At 47.3% G+C, this 18,967-nt stretch carries 19 protein-coding genes; all 19 read left to right on the top strand.

Features of this window, described 5'->3' with window-relative positions; all coding sequences use genetic code 11:
- Nucleotides 1-12 precede the first annotated feature (12 nt).
- The 19 genes from BN2762_RS24255 to BN2762_RS24170 all read left to right on the top strand — a co-directional run bounded on the left by BN2762_RS24255 (nt 13) and on the right by BN2762_RS24170 (nt 18,897).
- Nucleotides 13-831, top strand: a complete 819-nt coding sequence (locus tag BN2762_RS24255) for a DUF5050 domain-containing protein (protein ID WP_055109384.1) — start codon at nt 13-15, stop codon at nt 829-831.
- 7 nt (nt 832-838) lie between these two features.
- A complete protein-coding gene (gene essC, locus BN2762_RS24250; protein ID WP_055109382.1) occupies nt 839-4,753 on the top strand; it encodes a type VII secretion protein EssC in 3,915 nt (1,304 codons plus the stop codon).
- Nucleotides 4,754-4,791: 38 nt separating this feature from the next.
- Complete coding sequence (locus BN2762_RS24245) at nt 4,792-5,094, top strand: WXG100 family type VII secretion target (RefSeq protein ID WP_055109380.1); 303 nt, start codon at nt 4,792-4,794, stop codon at nt 5,092-5,094.
- 37 nt (nt 5,095-5,131) lie between these two features.
- Nucleotides 5,132-5,422, top strand: coding sequence for a WXG100 family type VII secretion target (locus BN2762_RS24240; RefSeq protein ID WP_055109378.1), 291 nt, complete (start codon nt 5,132-5,134; stop codon nt 5,420-5,422).
- A gap of 83 nt (nt 5,423-5,505) precedes the next feature.
- Nucleotides 5,506-5,826 (top strand): WXG100 family type VII secretion target, encoded by a 321-nt coding sequence (locus tag BN2762_RS24235; protein ID WP_055109376.1) that lies wholly within the window; start codon nt 5,506-5,508, stop codon nt 5,824-5,826.
- Nucleotides 5,827-5,841: 15 nt separating this feature from the next.
- On the top strand, nt 5,842-7,005 hold the full coding sequence (locus tag BN2762_RS24230; RefSeq protein WP_055109374.1) for a hypothetical protein: 1,164 nt from the start codon (nt 5,842-5,844) through the stop codon (nt 7,003-7,005).
- 97 nt (nt 7,006-7,102) lie between these two features.
- Entirely contained in the window at nt 7,103-7,771 is a 669-nt protein-coding gene (locus tag BN2762_RS24225; protein ID WP_148500004.1) for a hypothetical protein, read from the top strand.
- Nucleotides 7,764-9,758: an Mbeg1-like protein gene (locus BN2762_RS24220; protein ID WP_055109372.1), complete on the top strand. Its 1,995-nt coding sequence runs from the start codon at nt 7,764-7,766 to the stop codon at nt 9,756-9,758. The genes BN2762_RS24225 and BN2762_RS24220 overlap by 8 nt, the downstream gene beginning before the upstream one ends.
- Before the next feature lie 15 nt (nt 9,759-9,773).
- On the top strand, nt 9,774-9,983 hold the full coding sequence (locus BN2762_RS27955) for a hypothetical protein (protein WP_055109371.1): 210 nt from the start codon (nt 9,774-9,776) through the stop codon (nt 9,981-9,983).
- Nucleotides 9,980-10,237 (top strand): hypothetical protein, encoded by a 258-nt coding sequence (locus tag BN2762_RS28375; protein WP_083485224.1) that lies wholly within the window; start codon nt 9,980-9,982, stop codon nt 10,235-10,237. The genes BN2762_RS27955 and BN2762_RS28375 overlap by 4 nt, the downstream gene beginning before the upstream one ends.
- The gene (locus tag BN2762_RS24210; RefSeq protein ID WP_055109370.1) at nt 10,228-10,425 is read left to right on the top strand and encodes a hypothetical protein; all 198 of its coding nucleotides are present in this window, start codon (nt 10,228-10,230) and stop codon (nt 10,423-10,425) included. The genes BN2762_RS28375 and BN2762_RS24210 overlap by 10 nt, the downstream gene beginning before the upstream one ends.
- Before the next feature lie 61 nt (nt 10,426-10,486).
- On the top strand, nt 10,487-11,311 hold the full coding sequence (locus tag BN2762_RS24205) for a copper amine oxidase N-terminal domain-containing protein (protein ID WP_055109369.1): 825 nt from the start codon (nt 10,487-10,489) through the stop codon (nt 11,309-11,311).
- A gap of 265 nt (nt 11,312-11,576) precedes the next feature.
- Nucleotides 11,577-11,882 (top strand): copper amine oxidase N-terminal domain-containing protein, encoded by a 306-nt coding sequence (locus BN2762_RS24200; RefSeq protein WP_187386577.1) that lies wholly within the window; start codon nt 11,577-11,579, stop codon nt 11,880-11,882.
- 95 nt (nt 11,883-11,977) lie between these two features.
- Nucleotides 11,978-12,202 carry a hypothetical protein gene (locus BN2762_RS24195; RefSeq protein WP_055109367.1) on the top strand — a complete coding sequence of 75 codons (225 nt, stop codon included), beginning with the start codon at nt 11,978-11,980 and terminating at the stop codon, nt 12,200-12,202.
- Nucleotides 12,203-12,542: 340 nt separating this feature from the next.
- Nucleotides 12,543-13,349 (top strand): copper amine oxidase N-terminal domain-containing protein, encoded by an 807-nt coding sequence (locus BN2762_RS24190; protein ID WP_055109366.1) that lies wholly within the window; start codon nt 12,543-12,545, stop codon nt 13,347-13,349.
- Between the two features lie 632 nt (nt 13,350-13,981).
- Nucleotides 13,982-16,168, top strand: coding sequence for a hypothetical protein (locus BN2762_RS24185; protein WP_055109365.1), 2,187 nt, complete (start codon nt 13,982-13,984; stop codon nt 16,166-16,168).
- Between the two features lie 396 nt (nt 16,169-16,564).
- Nucleotides 16,565-17,050: an RDD family protein gene (locus BN2762_RS24180; RefSeq protein WP_055109364.1), complete on the top strand. Its 486-nt coding sequence runs from the start codon at nt 16,565-16,567 to the stop codon at nt 17,048-17,050.
- A gap of 375 nt (nt 17,051-17,425) precedes the next feature.
- Nucleotides 17,426-17,947, top strand: a complete 522-nt coding sequence (locus BN2762_RS24175; RefSeq protein WP_230202589.1) for a hypothetical protein — start codon at nt 17,426-17,428, stop codon at nt 17,945-17,947.
- 17 nt (nt 17,948-17,964) lie between these two features.
- Nucleotides 17,965-18,897 (top strand): nucleotidyl transferase AbiEii/AbiGii toxin family protein, encoded by a 933-nt coding sequence (locus tag BN2762_RS24170; protein WP_074048684.1) that lies wholly within the window; start codon nt 17,965-17,967, stop codon nt 18,895-18,897.
- The last annotated feature ends 70 nt before the right edge of the window (nt 18,898-18,967 follow it).

Here is an 18,967-nt window from a genome sequence, read left to right as displayed (position 1 = left end):
GGGGTGAATCGCATGAATTATAACATCAGCACCGGCGGGCTGATCTGCGAGGCCGGGGACAAGCTGCTTCTCACCGATATCCGCAGCTATTCCGGAACCTATCTGAGAAGCGGGGGGGCTGGCGATCAACGCCTCCTGGACGGGGTCTTCTGGTTCATGAACCGCAGGGAGAACACCATTTATTACAGCGATCAGAGCCAGGGGCACCGGTTATACCGGTGGGACCTTGCTGCAGCAAGCTCCCAGCTTCTTCTTGACCGTCCTTGCTGCGGCCTGGTTCTGAATGGCGATTGGCTGTATTACAAGAGCGAGACCGATCATAAGCTGTACCGCTGCCTTCTAGATGGGAGAAAAGAATCCCGGATTACGGATGAGCCAGTCGAATGCTTTGTTGTGGATGAGGAGCAGGTGTATTACGCAACTCAGCATGGTATCCGGTCATGCAGCGTCACTGGCAGCAGCCGGGAGCAGCTTTCGGACTCCGCAGCCGTCCAGCTGCTCAAAATCGGCGACAACCTGCTGTTTGCCGATGCCAAGAATCAGTACCTGCTGACCGCGCTGTATCTGCAGACCGGGGAGGCCCGGGTCTACGCAGACGTGTCGCCGAATAGCCTGAATAGCGACGGGCGTTATATCTATTGCGCCAACCGCAGCAATGACAGCTCGGTCTATCGCATTGATCCGAGCACGGGCAGCAAGATCCGCATCTGCGGGGACAGCGCCGATCATATTCATATTCTAGGCGACACGATCTATTTCAGCAGCCGGTTCGAATGGCACAAGATGTCGCTGACCGGCGGCCAAGCGGAGAAAGTCATTAATATGTCGTGAGGTAATTATGATTAACGAAAAATATGAATTTAGCCGTCAGCCCCGTTTCCTGCCGGAAATGCCCAGCGGAGAAATCGAAATTCCCAATCCGCCTCATGCTTACGAGAAGCCGGAAATTTCCTGGTTCACGTTATTGGCTCCGCCGGTCGTGATGCTGGTCATTACACTATTGCTCGCTTTGACGTATCAATCGATGTTCATGATGCTGTCCATCGCGATGACCGTAATGACGCTGGTCGTATCGCTAGCCACCGCCGCTTCGCAAATCAAGAAGTACCGGAAGAAGAAGAAGGAGCGCGAGCAGAAGTATCTGCAATTTATCGCGGATACCCGCAGCGAGCTGATGCTGGCCAGAGAACAGCAGATCAAAGCGATGAATGAGATGAATCCCGAGCCTGCGGCCTGTCTGCAGCGCATCCAGGACATCGATAACCGGTTGTGGGAGCGTACTCCCTCTTCTCCGGACTTTCTGTCGCTCCGGCTCGGGGTCGGGAGTGTTCCTTCGGCGCTGCACATCAAATATACGAAGCAGGCGATTATCATGGAGAGCGATCCGCTGATCATGGAGCCGCAGAGACTGGCTCTCGAATTCGAGCGGGTTCAGGATGTGCCTGTGTCAATCCATCTGATGACTTCGGAAATTTGCGGCATCGCCGGCGAGGAAGAAAGAACGTTTGCAATTGTGACGCAGATGCTGCTGCAGCTTGTAACGCATCATGGATACGATGATGTGCGCATCGTCGTACTGGCTGCCGAGGAAGGGCTGGAGAAGTGGAACTGGCTCCGGCAGCTGCCGCATTTATGGACGGACGGGTTCGATGCGAGGTTCCTGCTATGCGGCAAGGCGATTGCGCATCAGGTGCTTGGCGGATTGAACGAGGTGCTGAAGGAGCGCGAGCGCAAAGAGGTTGGAGGAAGTCCGCTTCCGCATTTCGTCTTCATCATCGAAGATCCTTCACTCTTAGAGGAGGAGCCGATTAACAAATATTTGTACAACAAGTGCGCATCGCTTGGGGTGTCATCGGTATATATCGCCAAGAATCAGGCCTATCTGCCGATGAACTGCAAGCAGGTTATCATCGTTCAGGGCAAGAACGGCGAGCTGGCCGACCGGGAGACTGGCGAGAAATCGACTTTTATTCCGGATCAGGTTCATATGCCGCAGCTGGAGCAGGCAGCGCGCATGATGGCGCCGCTGCGGATCAAAAATTCGAGTGCCAACTTTGCGCTGCCGACCTCGCTGACGCTGCTTGATATGCTGCAGGCCAAGACGACGGAGGAAGTTGATTTGCTGTCCCGATGGACGAGGAACAAGCCCTTCAAGGGCATGAGCGTGCCGATCGGCGTTAAGGCTGGAGGCAGCCTGTTCCATCTTGACATGCACGAGACCGGACACGGCCCGCATGGACTGGTGGCCGGGACGACGGGCTCGGGGAAGAGTGAGCTTCTGCAGAGCATCATTATTTCCCTGGCAATTAACTATCATCCGCATGATGTCGTATTCGTACTGATTGACTATAAAGGCGGCGGCATGGCCGACATCTTCAAGGGCATGCCGCATCTGGTCGGCACGATCACGAATCTCGGGGGCAATCAGACGACCCGTGCGCTCTTGTCCATAAAGAGCGAGCTGATGCGGCGGCAGCGTGTGTTCTCCGAATATGGGGTAAACAACATAGACAGATACCAGAAGCTCTATTACAGCCAGAACGAGGATGGCCGGATGCCTGCAATTCCTCATCTAATCATGATTGCGGATGAGTTCGCTGAGTTGAAGCAGGACCAGCCGGAGTTCATGAAGGAGCTGGTCAGTACTGCACGGGTCGGCCGAAGCCTTGGCGTCCATCTGATCCTGGCAACACAGAAGCCGGCGGGCGTCGTGGACGACCAGATCTGGAGTAACTCTAAATTCAAAATCTGTCTCAAGGTTCAGGACGAGGCGGACAGTAAGGACGTCATCAAGCGGCCGGATGCGGCCATGATTAAAGAGCCTGGCCGCGCTTATATCCAGGTGGGCAACGATGAAATTTTCGAGCTGTTCCAGTCGGCGTATTCCGGAGCCGATTACGACCCGGAAGGCGAAATGCTGAAGAGCGAGAATCGCGCGAAGCGCATTTACGAAATTTCGCTCCATGGGCGCGCCGAGCAAATTTATCCGCTGGAGGAAGAGAAGATTGCGCTCAAGGAAATGCCTTCCCAGTTGAAATGCATGGTTGAGCATATCATCTCATTCTCGGAGCGAAGCGCCGTACAGGCGCTGAAGGGACCGTGGCTGCCTCCGCTGCCGGACAGCGTGTATCTGGATGACTTATTCACCCCGGGTACGGGCTTGAATCAGGAGTATGGCTGGCCTGGGGAAGAAGAGATTCTCAGCGCGCCGATCGGCCTGGTGGATGATCCGCGGGGACAGTTACAGGAACCGCTCAAGATCGATTTCGCAGCTGAAGGGAATCTGTTCGTATACGGCTCCCCGGGCACGGGCAAGACATATCTCTTGAGGTCGCTGTGCATGTCGCTGGCCTATAAGTATTCACCGTCGGATGTTCATTTGTACGTCATGGATTTCGGAGGGGCCTCCTTCAAGCTGTTTGAACGGCTGCCGCATTGCGGCGGGATCATGACCCTGGAGCAGGAGTCGACGATCCAGCAATTCGTCCTATTCCTGTTCAGGATGATGGACGAGCGCAAGAAGCTGTTCGAGGACAGCCAGAGCGACGGCTTCAACGACTACAGGCATAATGGCGGGAAGCTCCCGGCGATCGTACTCGTCATTGATAACTATTTTGCGTTGTCGGAGACCTATGAAGAGATTGACGAGAAGATGGTCACGTTGGCCCGGGAAGGCTCCAAGTTCGGCATTTACATGGTAGTTACCGCTACGAATGCATCCCTTGTCCGCTACAAGCTGTCCGTGAATTTCAAAATGGCCGTAGCGCTGCAGCTCACGGATAAAGGGGAATACGCCAACATTGTTGGACGGACAGAGGGGCTGGAGCCGGCCAAGGTGGCCGGGAGAGGGCTGGTCAGCGGCAAGCCGCCGCTCGAATTCCAGACGGCCATCCCGGAATTCAGACAGCGGAGCATGGAAGAGCTTATCCAGGATTTCGAATTCTTCGCCAAGGAGAATCTGATTGCTCCGGCTACACCAATCCCGATCATGCCGAGCAAAATCGACATGAGAGAGATTAACCAGGGCGGAGAGCTGCTGGCCATCGGCCTCGGGGATCATGATTTGATGCCTGTCTATGTAGATCTGGCGGCCACCCCGGTGATTATGGTCGCCGGCGACGCGATGTCGGGTAAGAGCACGCAGCTCGTCTCATGGATCAGCATGCTGGATGAGAAGCTGGGTTCAGACCGGCTGGAGGTCTATGCTCTCGATTCCAGCTCGATGGGGATCTATGAATTGATGAAGCTGAACTGCGTGACAGACTTGTCGCAGGTCGAGGATATGTATGATTTCATCGATTCGGTCAAGCAGGAGCTGGACGACCGGCGTGCCAAGTTCCTGGCTACCAGACAGGCTAATGGTGACTTGAACGCGCTTGTGCGTTCCTGGAAGCAAATCATCTTCGTTATCGATAATTTAAGCGAGCTGACCAATGGAGACCAGTATTCGCTCAAGGAATTGATCGAGCGCGTCGCCAAGCATGAGCGCGGCATGAAGGCTGCCGTCATTGCGGCAGACCAGACCTCGGAGCTCGCCAATAACTGGGATAGTCTGGGCAAGGTGCTCCGGGAGGAGCAAACCGGCCTCCTGCTGGGCAGCCTTAAGGAACAGAGCCTGTACAATACGAGGTTCCCGTATGGAAGCCAAGAGAAAGAGATGGAGCTTGGCGACGGCTATTTCATCGTCAAGAACAAATTTACGGGTCTGCGTACGGCTACGTTCGTGCATCAACAGGATAAAGTCATGATATAAAGCATCCGGTCAAGCCGATTCGTTGAGGAGGGGTATATATGCCTTCATCAGGAGAAATCCGCAGAAAAGCAGCTGGAGTTCGTGCAATATCCGAGGATATCAGGCGCGAATCATCGAAATATCAAAGCGTGGTCAACGATGTTAGCACCTGGTGGAAGGGGGAAGCCGGGACCAGCTTTAGAACCGGGTACCAGCAGATTCACCGCGAAATCAGTGACCTGCTCCGCAAGCTGAACGACCTGGAATTCAAGGTTGGCAGCAATTTGGCTAATGCGGTCGATCGTGCCGAAGAGCGGAAAGCGATGGAGGAGAGGCAGCGTTTAGCTGCGTCTAAGCGATAGCTTTCCCGTGCGATTATACTTGAAAGGAGGTGAACTTATGTCAAACTTAACGTTTAGTCCTGGACAGGCCCGCAGTGTGTCCAAGTCAATTCTGAACAAGGGCAGAAATGCAAAGGATCTCGTAGAGCAGCTGAACAGAGAAATCAATTCCGTAGAGGGCTGGTGGCAAGGTGATTCCGCCAAAGCTTTCGTGGATGAGTTCAGACAGTTGAAGCCCAACCTTGATAAGCTGGTTGAATGCGTAGAGAACATCAGCAAGAACCTCGACAAGATCGCTGATATCAAGGAACAAAGCGAGAAAGATATCGCTAGCGCACTTCGTAAATAATGTGAGATCGGCGTGGTATACAGTTGCTGCTGTTATCACGCCCTTTTCTCAATCCATTCCTTTTCTGATAGTGAGGTGAAGAGATGAGCACACCAAGTGCCATAAGCGGCACGGCCAGGAATATCCGCAACGAGCTGGGAGAAGTCAAGCGGGAGGAAGGAAGGCTCCAGGCGGAGCTTGCCGGCGTGTCGTCCTGGTGGAAGGGCAGCGCGGGCAAGGCGCTGACGGATAGTTATCAGTCGCAAACGAGAAATGAACTCGGACGCTTGTATGCGGAAATCGAGAATTTGCAGTCGGGATTGGAGAGACTGGCAACCGAGGTGCACAGAGCCGAGGAGCAAAGGCGCATCGAGGCCCAGCAGAAGGCAATGCAGCTCCAGCAGCAAAGAAATGCAAAGAAATAAAGGGGTGTACCTAGCGTGTTGAGGGATAAGGATAAAATACTGTTATGCGAGCTGGTGAATGCCGGGGACTTGTCACCGTACATCGGTTGCCCCTTAGAGCATTTCTCCGAATGGGGGAAAGGGCTGAGCGGATACCCTGATTTGGAGCTGCTAGCCGGAGAGATGGTGTCCAGCCCCGCATTGCTACGCTTATCTTTGCAGCAGCATAGGAAGCTGGAATATATGAATCTGTATGTATTTGCGGACGAGGAAGGCAATCATGTCATCGTGCCCCATGCGCATGAGCACCCGGAGCTTGCAGTGGATGTCCATCATTTTCTGGATGAAGCGATGGAGTGCGCCTTGCACTGGAGAGATAGAGGCAGCTGCGTCTTGACCGGAATGCGGGCTGGCGGCTATTGCGCGGCTTATTTGGCAGAGCGGCTGGATCTGGAGGCTACCGTCTTCGCGGTGCCGACGGGGGAGGAGCTTCCCGGGCGGGTGCGCAATCTCGTGGCAGAGCATGACCCGGTCGGAGCTTGTCTGGAAAAGGTCGTCTTCGTAAAGCAGCGGACGGAAGAGACAGATTTGGAAGAGGCTTATTCCAAGATTCTCGATTTTGATGAAGAGGGCAATGCCATTCCGGCGATTCAAAGCGATTATTCTAAATTCGTAAGCTGGTTCTACGATACGGCGGGGATGATTCGTCCGGATGTATGGCATATTTTTTTCGGAAAGAACCTGGAAGAGGAGCCGGTATTGGATTATGGGCTATACTCTTTATTCTTGAAAATGGACGGCTTGACGGAGGAAAGTGTCATTCGCTCCATCGAGCAAGTCATTAGGTACACGGAGAAACAGCTGGAGAGGAATCGAAGCGCACTGCAAAGCGAGTTCAGTCATATTGAGGTTGATCGGATCAAGGACTTCATCCGCGAGTGCGGAGAGAGCCTGACGAACCAGGCGGTAGACATCGTATATGACGTTTATCGAAGCGTCGAGACCATTTTGGCGGGCGCTGCATTATTTACCATGAATAAGAATACAATTGCGGTGATTCCTGTAATGGAGGGCTTTAATGCGCGTACCGGCGAGCTGCTGGACAGGGAAATCGTATTTATAACGGATACAATAGAGCAGGAATTTCAGAATTACATGGACAATATGCTGATGTTTCCCGAAATCTCATTGGATTGGTAATCCGCTTTTATAAGGGAGGGATAGTATGAACCCATGCAAGAATAAATTCATCTTGAGCCTGTTAAGCATCATTATTTTATGGGGAGTGAGTGGATGTATGAGCAAGAAGCCGAACCCGGAAGCGATCAAGGAGCAAATGCTGGCACATCTGGAAGAGAAGTATGGGGAGGAGTTCGTTCCGATCTCACTGAGCCTGAGCGATTGGGCATATAGCTATGACCGATTGCAGGCTTATCCAAAGCAAGGATCCGAGCAGGATCATTTTGAGGTATGGGGCACGAAAATGGAGGACGGCTCATACCACATCAGTGACGGGTACTTCGGAATATTCATAAGACCTCAGTATGAGGCGGCTCTTTCCGAGGTTGTCAGCGGAACATACGACGATTTCAAGCTGTATGTCGAATTTGGCGAGGGTGTGCTGCCGGATCGATTGACTAAGGACACGACGATTGCCGAGATTTATCGCCCAGACGAGAATTTCTCATCGGAGACGGTTATTTTTGTGAAGCAATCCTCAGTGGAGGGGAAGGACGTCGAGGCCAGCTTGCGCCAAATCGCGGGGAAGATGCGCGAGCAGAAAATGGTTGGTTTCGTACGTCTGTATACCGTGGTGGATGAGAAGTACGATTCTATTGGCTCAGGACCCCAGAATTTGAGCGCTTTGCAGGATGAGGGGTATTTTGTTGGGGATTATACATCGGTCATGGTGACTCCGGATATGAGGATCAGGCAGAACGGAGAGGAGGTGCAAGCGGATGGCTGAATTGAATGAGAATCAATTATTGCTGTTGAACAACCTGATCTACCTCCAGGGGGTAGCTGACAGCAACGGCAAGAAGGTCGGAGATATCGTAGATTCTTTTCTATATAGCAACGGTCTTGATAAGAGCCGGAACCTGAGCAAAGTCGGCACGGACGACGAGTATCCCTGTAAAATGTCCAAGGAAGAATGGCTCGTCATTTTACGGGCCATCGAGAAGGATCCGCAGCTGCGTTCTCTAAAGGTTACGGATGGCCGAACCGGCGTCATGTATGACCAGAGCGGGAAAACGATACGGGGCAGCGATGGCAAGCCGCTTGAGGTCGGGATGCGGGCAGCTGCGTTCGTAGACCCTGAGGGGGATGCAACCGTGGTCTTCCGGGGAACAGGCGGCGACTATGAGTGGCATGACAACGGGCAGGGCGGTTATCTGTCGGATACGGATCAGCAAATCGCCGCATTGGAATATGTAGAGAGCTTGAAATACGACAACATCACAGTTACGGGGCACTCCAAAGGCGGAAATAAGACGCAGTACGTGGCGATTCTGTCCGATAAGGTGGATCGGGCTCTATCGTTTGATGGGCAAGGCTTCTCGAAGGAATTTATAGAGAAATACAAGGACCGGATCGAGGCGAACAAGCACAAAATTACCTCGATATCCGCTATGGATGATTTCGTCAACTGCCTGCTTAATCCCATTGCCGGAACAATCAAATATATCTATACGGAGAAGCAGGAGCAGTTTATTTATAACCACCGTCCTAATATTGTCCTCGATGAGAACGGTCAGATAAGAGGTGAAGCCGAGCAGGGCAATATCCCCAAGTTCATCAATGAATTTACCATTTATATTAACGAGACAATGGAGGAGCCTTACCGCAGCTATGCGTTGGATGGTGTACTGGCCTTTATGGAGAGCGGCGCTGAAGGGTTCGAAAAAGAAGGCGAATTCCAAAAATGGGCCGGGGCGGCCATGGTACTTAGCCATTTGGATGATTTTGCGTTTAATAAAATTGCCGAGGAATATGGGGATGAGGTTGAGCTGGTGGTTGCTTTTATCGGGGCTTACTTGTTCCCCTTCATATTTGCCGACGATTTCCTCAATTCCCTAGGCAAGAATATTATGAACGGGATTAACTACCTGCTGGACAAGCTTAATCAGTTCGGCGACTGGATCGTGAAGCAATTGGCTATAGCCGCTCTTAAACTCATTAAGACTGGAAAGAAGGTGGGTGAGGCATTAACGAGGTTTGCCGAGCAAGTGAAAATGGAATGGGAGAAATTTAAGGAGCGAGCCAAGGAACTGGCTAAGGATATCGTAGTGGCGGGAGTTCGTGCGGCCCAGGCGATAGAGCGATTCAAAGAAAAGGTTAAAAATGCAGTAGCGAGCTTCTTCAAGAGTATTGCCGAGACGACCAAAAAGATTCTTAAAGCGATTAAGCATGCTTGGGATAAAGCGGTCAACGATGTTTCGAATAGCGTCAACACGGCCATCCATGAAGCTAAAGCAGGAATATCCAAAAGATATCAAACGTTTAAATCCAATATCAAATTGCTGGCACAGCTTCCGAAGCGGGCAGCGGGCTTGATTACGGCCCGGAAGGCTTCTGGCAAGAAGAATTATACCGCTAAAATCCTCAAAGGCTACAGCTCGCATACCTCTTTGAAATTAGCCGTGGATTTCGGCCGTCTAAATCACTTGAAATTGAAAATCAAAAAATTCGAGGACTATCTGGGCTCCCGGGTACAGCAGATGCTGTCCCAGGCAGAGCGAATCACCTCCAGTACGAGCCGAGCCTACAGCGAGCCTAACGTCCAAAGGCAAGTTCATCAGGTCCACCGGTCCTGTGACCAAGTGAGGCTGCGCCACAGGAAGGTGGTCGCCGAGCTGCAGAACAAAGCGAAGTTTCTTACACACGCCGAGGAGCAGTATAGAAAGATTGAGGGTATGATTTCGAGGGACATTTCGATGGGCGTATCTTTTTAAGGAGGAATCGTTGAGTTGAGAAAAGTAGGAGCAATGCTGGCTGCGGTGCTGCTGTTGATGGGATTGCTGCCTGGGGCGGTGCTGGCCAAGTCCGCTCCATTGCGGGTGGAGGTAAACGGAGAGCGCGTTTACTTCACGGACGAGCAGCCGTATGTAGATAAAGCTCAGCGTGTGCAGGTGCTTGTGCGCTTTGTTGCCGCACCTTCGTTCCGCTTCGTTTTATAAGTGAGGAGCTGGATGCATCCGTAAAATGGGATTCTGCAGTAAGAACGGTCTATATTAATACAGCGGGATTTGAACCTAGTGAAGATAAGCAAGGATTGGATCAAGTTGTAGAAAAAGACTTACATGGTTTTAAAGTTAAGTATAATACGGGTTCAAAGTTAGAAATCAAGGAAGGGGAAGCTCAAGGTACGCAGGCTCTCATGGCAATCCTTATAGATTTCGGTATGTGGGGGGAGATTATGAGATGCAGCTAGAGGAGTTAGAAGAAATCCTTTTACAAAGAGTTGAAGAAAAAACTGTTAAATCTGTTATGATTTATGTCAATACTAAAAAAACACCTGAACCAGAGTTGGAACCGAAAGTATTTTACGATGATACATTTAAGATTAGAGTGGCATCAAATATAAATTCAAATATTGCAGTAACTATATTTTATAAGTAGTGAATATATAAGTTATTCAGTAATAAACCAAACTTATATCTAAATATAGGAGGGTTAAAAAATGAAAAAAAGAATAGCAGCAGCATTAGCTGTGCTGCTTTTATTAATGGGTCTAGTACCAGCGATGTCTATAGCTAAACCATTACCGCTGCGCGTAGAGGTTAATACGAAGCGCATTTATTTCCCGGACGAGCAGCCATATGTAGATAAGGCTCAGCGAGTGCAGGTGCCTGTTCGTTTCGTTAGTGAAGCACTGGGAGCGAAAGTAGGCTGGAACGCGACTACTAAGACCGTTACGGTTGACCTGGATTCAAACCGAGTGGTTCTGGTACTGAGCAGCAAGAAGTACACGGTAAATGGCGTGGAAAAACAAATGGATACAGCCGCAGAGCGGGTTGGCGGTAGAACCTTCGTTCCGCTTCGATTTATAAGTGAGGGGCTGGAAGCGTCCGTAAAATGGGATTCTGCGGTAAGAACGGTATATATAAACACAGTCGGATTTGAACCTAGTGAAGATAAGCAAGGATCGGATCAGGTAGTAGAGGAAGATATATATGGTTTTAAAGTGAAACACAACACAGGTTCAGGACTGGATATAACGCAAGGACTATACGATCCGATAGAAAAACCAACGTATGCCTTAATAGATTTGTTAATAAACTTCTCTTTCATAGGAAATGATTATGATAAGCAAGTTCAGGAAGTAGAGGATATTCTGTTGCAAAAAATTGATGAAGAGACTGTAAATTCAATTATGAAATACGTAAGGACGAAGACAAGTGAGGAACCAGAATTAAAAATGAAAACTTTCACAGACAAGACTTATAAAATTTATGTTGGCTCAAATATTAATTCGGGTATTTCAATAACTGTTTTTTATAAATAGGTGAAAACATGATAAGAACAATTAGAATAGGAGCGATTGTGAGCTTTTTCTCTGCATGTTTCTTCTTTATAGCCAATCTATCGCTAGAAAAAGAGTACCGACATCTGTTGAAGGACGGCTAACATCTGTCGATAGTAAGAACGGCATATATTAACTACAACTGGATTTGAAATTAATGAAGATAAACCGGAAGGATCAAAATTATGAAAAAAGAACAGCAACAGCATTAACTGTGCTGCTTTTATTAATGGGTCTAGTACCAGCGATGTCTATAGCTAAACCATTACCGCTGCGCGTAGAGGTTAATACGAAGCGCATTTACTTCCCGGACGAGCAGCCATATGTAGATAAAGCTCAGCGCGTACAGGTGCCTGTGCGTTTTGTTAGTGAAGCACTGGGAGCGAAAGTAGGCTGGAACGCAGCTACCAAGACAGTTACGGTTGAGCTGGATTCAAACCGAGTGGTTCTGGTACTTGGCAGCAAAAAGTACAAGGTAAATGGCGTGGAGAAACAAATGGACACAGCCGCAGAGCGGGTTGGCGGCCGCACCTTCGTTCCGCTTGTTTTATAAGTGAGGGGCTGGATGCATCCGTAAAATGGGATTCTGTAGTAAGAACGGTATTTATAAATACAGCCGAATTTGATCCAACTGAAATTAAGCAAGGATTGGATCAGATTGAAGAGGAAGATATATATGGTTTTAAAGTGCAGCATAATACGGGATCAATGCTACGTATAACAAGAGGCGAGTATGATATTTTTGGAGAAGATTATGCATTGATGAATTTAAGTATAGTTTTTGCGTTTAAAGGTACTGATTATGAAAAGCAGTTAGAAGAAGTGGAAGAAATCTTATCTCAACAAGTAGAAGAAAATACTGTTAGATTATGAACTATGTGAAAACTAAGACGACAAGTGAACCTGAATTGAAGAAAAAGAGGTTCACAGATAGCAAGTATAAGATTGATGTTGAATCAAAAATCAATTCCAGCATTGTTTTAACTATTTTCTACAAGTAGCAGTTATCCATACACCAAATATTGGAAGGGTTATAGTATGAAAAAAGAATAGCAACAACACTAGCCATGCTGCTGTTATTGATGGGGCTCGTACCATTGTTGCTTCTAACATTAATTCAAGTATAGATATTAGCATTTATTATAAGTAGTGGGTATAAGGGATATTTAATAAGCAAGATCAATTAATTACATAATACAGGAGGATCAAAATTATGAAAAAAAGAATTGCAACAACACTAGCCATGCTGCTGTTATTGATGGGGCTCGTACCATTCTTGACCGCAGCAAAACCATTGCCACTGCGCGTAGAGGTTAATACGAACCGCATTTATTTCCCAGACGAGCAGCCTTATGTAGATAAGGCTCAGCGAGTGCAGGTGCCTGTTCGTTTCGTTAGTGAAGCACTGGGAGCGAAAGTAGGCTGGAACGCGACTACTAAGACCGTTACGGTTGACCTGGATTCAAACCGAGTGGTTCTGGTACTTGGCAGCAAGAAGTACACGGTAAATGGCGTGGAAAAACAAATGGATACAGCCGCAGAGCGGGTTGGCGGTAGAACCTTCGTTCCGCTTCGTTTTATAAGTGAGGGATTAGATGCGTCCGTAAAATGGGATTCTGCAGTGAGGACGGTATATATAAATACGGCTGGATTTGATCCTAGCGAGGTTAAGCAAGTGTCGGAGCAGATTGTAGACTTACACGGTTTTAAGGTTAAATACAATACTGGTTCACAGTTAGGAATCAAGGAAGGTGAAGGCAAAGGTACAAAAGCTCTCATGGTGTTACTTGTAGAGTTTACCGTTATAGGGGCAAATTATGAAATGCAGTTGGAAGAAGTAGAAGATATATTGTCGCAAAAAGTGGACGAAAAAACTGTTAAATCTGTTATGGATTATGTGAGAACTAAAAAGACACGCGAACCGGAATTAAAAGCAAAGGAATTTACTGATGATACATTTACAATTATTGTTGCTTCTAACATTAATTCAAGTATAGATATTAGTATATATTATAAGTAGGTGCATCCATGAATAGGTTTATAAGGATAATATTTGCTGTGACTCTTCTTTACGGTGTATTACCTTATCAATTGACTTACTCGTTAGAAGATCAAGTGCCTAAGACAGTTGAAGAAGTGCTTGCTAAAATCAATCATGATATGGAGGCTCTATACGGACAGAAAGATTACTATAAGGATCATATCTCCAAAGATAACAAGCGTTTAAATCTCAGGCAGGATTTAATCCGAGGTAGATTGAACAGAGCATCACAACCTAGTGAGAACTTAGAAGAAAGAGATAAGATGAAGCTACATACTTACGAGATAGTCTATGGCGAATCACATGGCCGAAAACTGAATCATAAGGGTAAGGAAATGATGGAGTATAGCGGGTACTCTTTAGATGGTCATTCTATACCAACAGAAGATGTGCCTTGGTTTGCAGGCTGGAGCGGAACTAAAATACAAAATTTCCCTCTAATCCCGGCACCTTGGACTGATCGAGGGGTGAAAAGCAAGTATGGGATTACTGGGAATCGTTATGACGCCTACAAAGACCCACTCAACAAATTTCTCCCTGATGGCACCTTTGAAGAGGCAATTCAAAAAGGATTAAACATTCATTACGCAGGGGTACCATATAAAGAATTCATGTATAACAATCAAAACTCTACCTTGGCAGATCTCGAAGTATATGAAGAAAATGCTAAACCCAAGCAAGGCAGATGGATTGATTACGTCCACGTACTCCAGCCGCCGACCGAAATTTCATGGGGGTTCGGGACGGTATATATCGATAGCAGTATCGGCATAACTTACCTGGATATTCCGATCGCTCCTTTCAAATTGCTGAAGGATGATGTTTCCGCAGAATTTGAGGAGCTGCCGACTGAAGCCGTTCCGGGGGAGTCGGTACGTGTAGCGGTAAAGGTGAACTCCAGCTTTATCGATTCGGTGAGCTCGAAATATGAATGGACGATTACGCGTGTGAGCGATGGGAGAAAGATCACCGCCGCGGAGGGGCTGACATTCAGCGGGCATGGAACAGCGGAGTCTGGTACCGTTAAGCTGGACCGGAACCAAAGCCGGATTCTGTATGCTGACTTTACCATGCCGGATAGCGAGGTTCGCATCCAATTTAACATTAATAAGGATGGCAAATCGCCGGAGGAGGAGGATCTAAGCAATAATATCCTCGATTCCTATCCAAAGGCTATCAAGCTTGTCACTCCAGAAGAGCTTCCATACAATGTATTATCGAAGAGGGAGAGGTTCCCGCTTAACCAGGGCAATTCCCATACGGCAACGGTTACACTGCCTAGGTCTGACGCAGTGTGGACAAGCAATACGACGGGGGAGCTCAACGTAACGAATAATACGCCGACCTTATTTAGAGACCATCAGGTTCTGAATAATCCGTACATTAATGAGTCGGATACTACAGTGACGAGGAATCCGATCTTTCTGACGACGATCAAGCGGGAGGATTTCGGCGATGATCCCTTGAACCGGAAATGGATGAAGCCGGATCCTAATCCAAGAACACCGATTCAGAGAATCGGCACGGTATCCCAGGATGGGAGTATTCGAAAGAATTATAAGTACGATAGACAGGTATGCAGCACGGATGAAGATGGCAAGAAAGTATGCACTACCGTGACCGAGACAGGCACAGCTACAGCTTCCTTCCAACCCGGACTAGATAAGAAGGCCTTCGAATTCTATGTATACAACGGAGAGAAGGATTTAGCCAAACCACAATACCAGAATAAAATTGACAACAATACGGTAGATTCGTTTAAGAAGGATTTATTCTGGGAGAATGAGCCTTACACCTATAATGTTATTCGCTGGATGTATCATTTGGACGAGGAAGGAAGGCCTTACCAGCCATCAGGCGTGAAGGTCGATGCTGCCGATTATGGAGTTGCGGTCCCTGGCCAGTATAAGCGGACATTCACCCAGCAAGCCAGCGCTAATATTGCCTGGAAGAAGGAGAAGCCGATGGCAGAGGAGTATGCCACGGCCAGAAATGCCGCCAAGGATCGCAAAAACAATAAAAAACTTTATGATAAAGCTGTATTCGCAACCGATCGTGATTTGCAGAAATATGATTATCCGATCAAATCGGGATACTACTTCAATCCGGCGGGCAGCTATACCTTCACCGTCAAAACCGTTACCTTCAAGCAGTCGGAGGCAGACACGGCCGATCACCGCGATCTGGTTAATGCCCTGATTCATTCGTTCCAGTACGAAACGAACCTGATCTATATCAACGCCAAAAAAGACGCGGTCAACATTAAAAATGAAAAGCTATCCCCGCAGGGCGGCGGCTTTAAAGCCGTTCCAGGGACTTTGACGTATGAGGATCCTAAAGGCGTCAATGGTGCGGTATTGCTCGAGGTTAAGGATCGGAATAGCGATTCCAAACGGTATAATAAAGTAGTTGAACCGATTTATTTTTCCCAGGACCAAGATGAGAGCAAGACGCATCCTTTCTGGAAAAAGGTACTTGAGGGCTATAGCGAATCTTCAACAGCAGGCAGCAATCTGTACTATAAATACCGGGAATTCGTGAAAAAGGGCGAACCTAAGATGTACAAAATCACAGAAACGACGGAGGTCACGATTCAGATTAACCCAACCAATATTCCGGTATATACACATGCCAGCATGCAAAACGGCAAGTATTATGTAAGAGCATGGGTAGATAATGTGAAACTGTCCAAATTGACTCATGCCTACAATAAACTCCCTGATCTCCAAGGAATTAAGGAGCTTGAACAAATTGAAGTCACCGTTGCCGGCTCCATGTTCGATGATTTGAATAACTAGTATAAATCGATGCCCTTCATTGATATCCAGTCTGATCCTTCAATGCGAGAGAAGACATGGATGGTGGGGGGCATCTTTTATATTTTAATCGTGCATGGTCAACTTGTTCATAAATTGGTAAGATGAGGATGTACATAAATAGTTTTGAGCTTTAGAACTTAGTACTTTTTTAGTAAAAACGTTCGTTCGAGGAGGTTGGTATTGAGTAAAGGTGGCTGGTTCATAGCGGGCTTAACAAGGAAAAACAGGCGCTGCATGATATTGTTGCCGGCGCTTGCCTGATAGGAGGAAGAAATACTTAAATCTAGACCAATCGAGACCGCTGCCGCCGTGTAGAATGAGGCACTGATTTCGTTTTGAAGCGTTCTAGGCGGTTTACTAGGAGGAAAGAGCCTAATGTATGATGTGCTGTGGAGAAGGTATTTTGCTATGTTTATAGACCGGATTTTTTTGGTGCTGTCCTTATTGATAGTTACCTTTATTTTTATTACCCCGGAGGAGTTGATGTATCGTATCGACGGGATATTGGTGATATTCAGTTTGGTCGCTCAATGGCTGTATTTCACCATAATGGAATCTTCCAAATACCAGGCAACCCTTGGCAAGATCATGCTAGGTGTAGTTGTGGTCGACGATATGGATGAGAGAATTAGCTGGGGTAAAGCCAACGCGAGATTTTGGAGCAAGCTGATTTCATCCATCTTCGGAATTGGTTATATCATGGCCATTTTTACGGAGCACAAGCAGGGACTGCACGATAAGATCGCTGATACATATGTCGTCAACAAGGAGATGCTCTTGTATAAGAAGAGCAGCCTTAAGCCAGTGGTATCCACCGAGAAGCTGGAGCGGGTAAGCACAGGATTGAATTGGCCGGACTGAGGGTGCGGGATAATTGAAATTATGAGTTAGAAGGGGGACGTTCTATACGCTGGATTTTGGAAAAGGCTTATTGTAAATTAATAGATAGAACGAGGACAGCGACGGCTCTAGAATTACTACAAAAAAACAAGCTGGTTTGAAGGTCAAGGAGTACTATAAATAATCTTAAGAATTTATGGAAGCAACAAAAAAGCTTATTCCATCTCAGAAATGAGCAGGGATAAGCTTTTTAATTGAGTGAAATTTCCCCGGAAATTAACCGAGATATTAATATGGGTCAAGTTATACATAAGACAATATGAAGGGGTTTAGCAAATGGAGTTTGAATTTCACATTACAGTGCAAGATTTAACCTTGGATGAAAAGGAGGCTTTTATGAACGTTTGCAATCAGGAGCAGGTGAAACCGGTCTTGATTGTCTTGGATCAGGGCAATTACATCCATCAACCGATGATTACGGGAATTGTTCACGGAACGGATTTTCAGCAAGCGAATCAAGAAATTGAACGGGTGGCAACGACATTCCAGAACAAAGGATTTACCGTTGTAAGAACAAAGGTGGAAATCCCTGCAAAGGAAGAGAAGTACTTTGATCAGCCGCTTCTTAAGAGCTCCAAACCCTATTTTGAGTGGCATGGCAAAGTGCAGGTCGATGAAGTGGATAACTTAAAAAGTCTGTGCGCAGGTTATGGCGGACATATCTCCAGAAACTTTCTAAATGCCAATGGGAAGGTAAGATTCGTGACGGTTCGGGAGTATGAGAGTAAGGAAAATTTTTATGACCGTGTAGGCAAAATACATACCGTTTTACAAGCAAATCACATCGAGCTGATGAAGGAACAATATGAGTTATGCATCTATGACAGCAGAGAGGATTTAGATAGCGGATGGATTTAAGGGGGGAGATTTAGTAGATGAGACATTATAAAGATCTAAGCTATGAAACGAGAGAGCTCGTTGTTCTAGAAGCGTTTTTGAGAAGAACTGCTCTTGTAAACCAGCCGTTTGTATTAAAAGGCAGCCTGTTAACAAGACAATATTTATCGGATCGTACTCTTCGTGAGGTAGATGATGTAGATTTTCTGTACGCAGGCAAGATCACTGATGCTGAACAGGCACGTGAAATATTTACAGCATGGCTGATCCAAGTAACGGAGCTGGATCTGGATGATGGAGTCATGTTTAGAAGTTTTCGCGAGAATGCATTTTGGAGATACATAGATTACGCCATGGCAGATGATTTTCCTACGGTCAACACCGACATAGCTTATTGTTTTAAAAATGAAGGGGGAGAAGCTTCCGAATACGATGAATTCTATCTGGACGTGTCATTTAATTTAGAACTGAACATACAGCCTATTCCTCTAAAATATGTTCCACTCTTTGGCGTGAGCTTCCTTGTGCCTTACACTGTGCCGCTGTCGGTTCAAGTAGCCTGGAAGCTGCACCAGACGATTGTAAGGCCCAGATTTAAGGATCTGTATGATTTGCGGCATTTATTGTCCAATTCACTTTATGATCGCCACGCCCTTAAAGAGACATTGCAAACCATTGTCGACGAATGCAGCATGGACCCATCGATTACAAAGGAGGCCATAAAAAAGATACTAGTTGACGATTTATATGACCTGTACCCATCGTTAGAAAATGATTACGATTTAAGACAATATGCAGGTACCTTAGATCGTCAGCTGTATTTTATGGAGGTTGTCACAGATTTACGCAAACTCATGAATCTTGCCGGTATAGATGCAGTTGCATTTAAGCATTTACCGAAGCCAACTCATTTAAAATCAACTTCAATGTTTCGCAGAATCTTTGAGAAATTAACGAGTACTGATCGATGATGAAACGGAAGAACGCTTAAAATGGGGCATGGGCTATCGTTGGGCTAGTCAGCGTCAATTAAATTGAGGG

The sequence above is a fragment of the Paenibacillus ihumii genome, from assembly GCF_001403875.1.
In the GTDB taxonomy this organism is placed as follows: domain Bacteria; phylum Bacillota; class Bacilli; order Paenibacillales; family Paenibacillaceae; genus Fontibacillus; species Fontibacillus ihumii.
The sequence above is the reverse complement of the archived record's forward strand: the minus strand, read 5'-3'. Positions and strand labels throughout refer to the sequence as shown.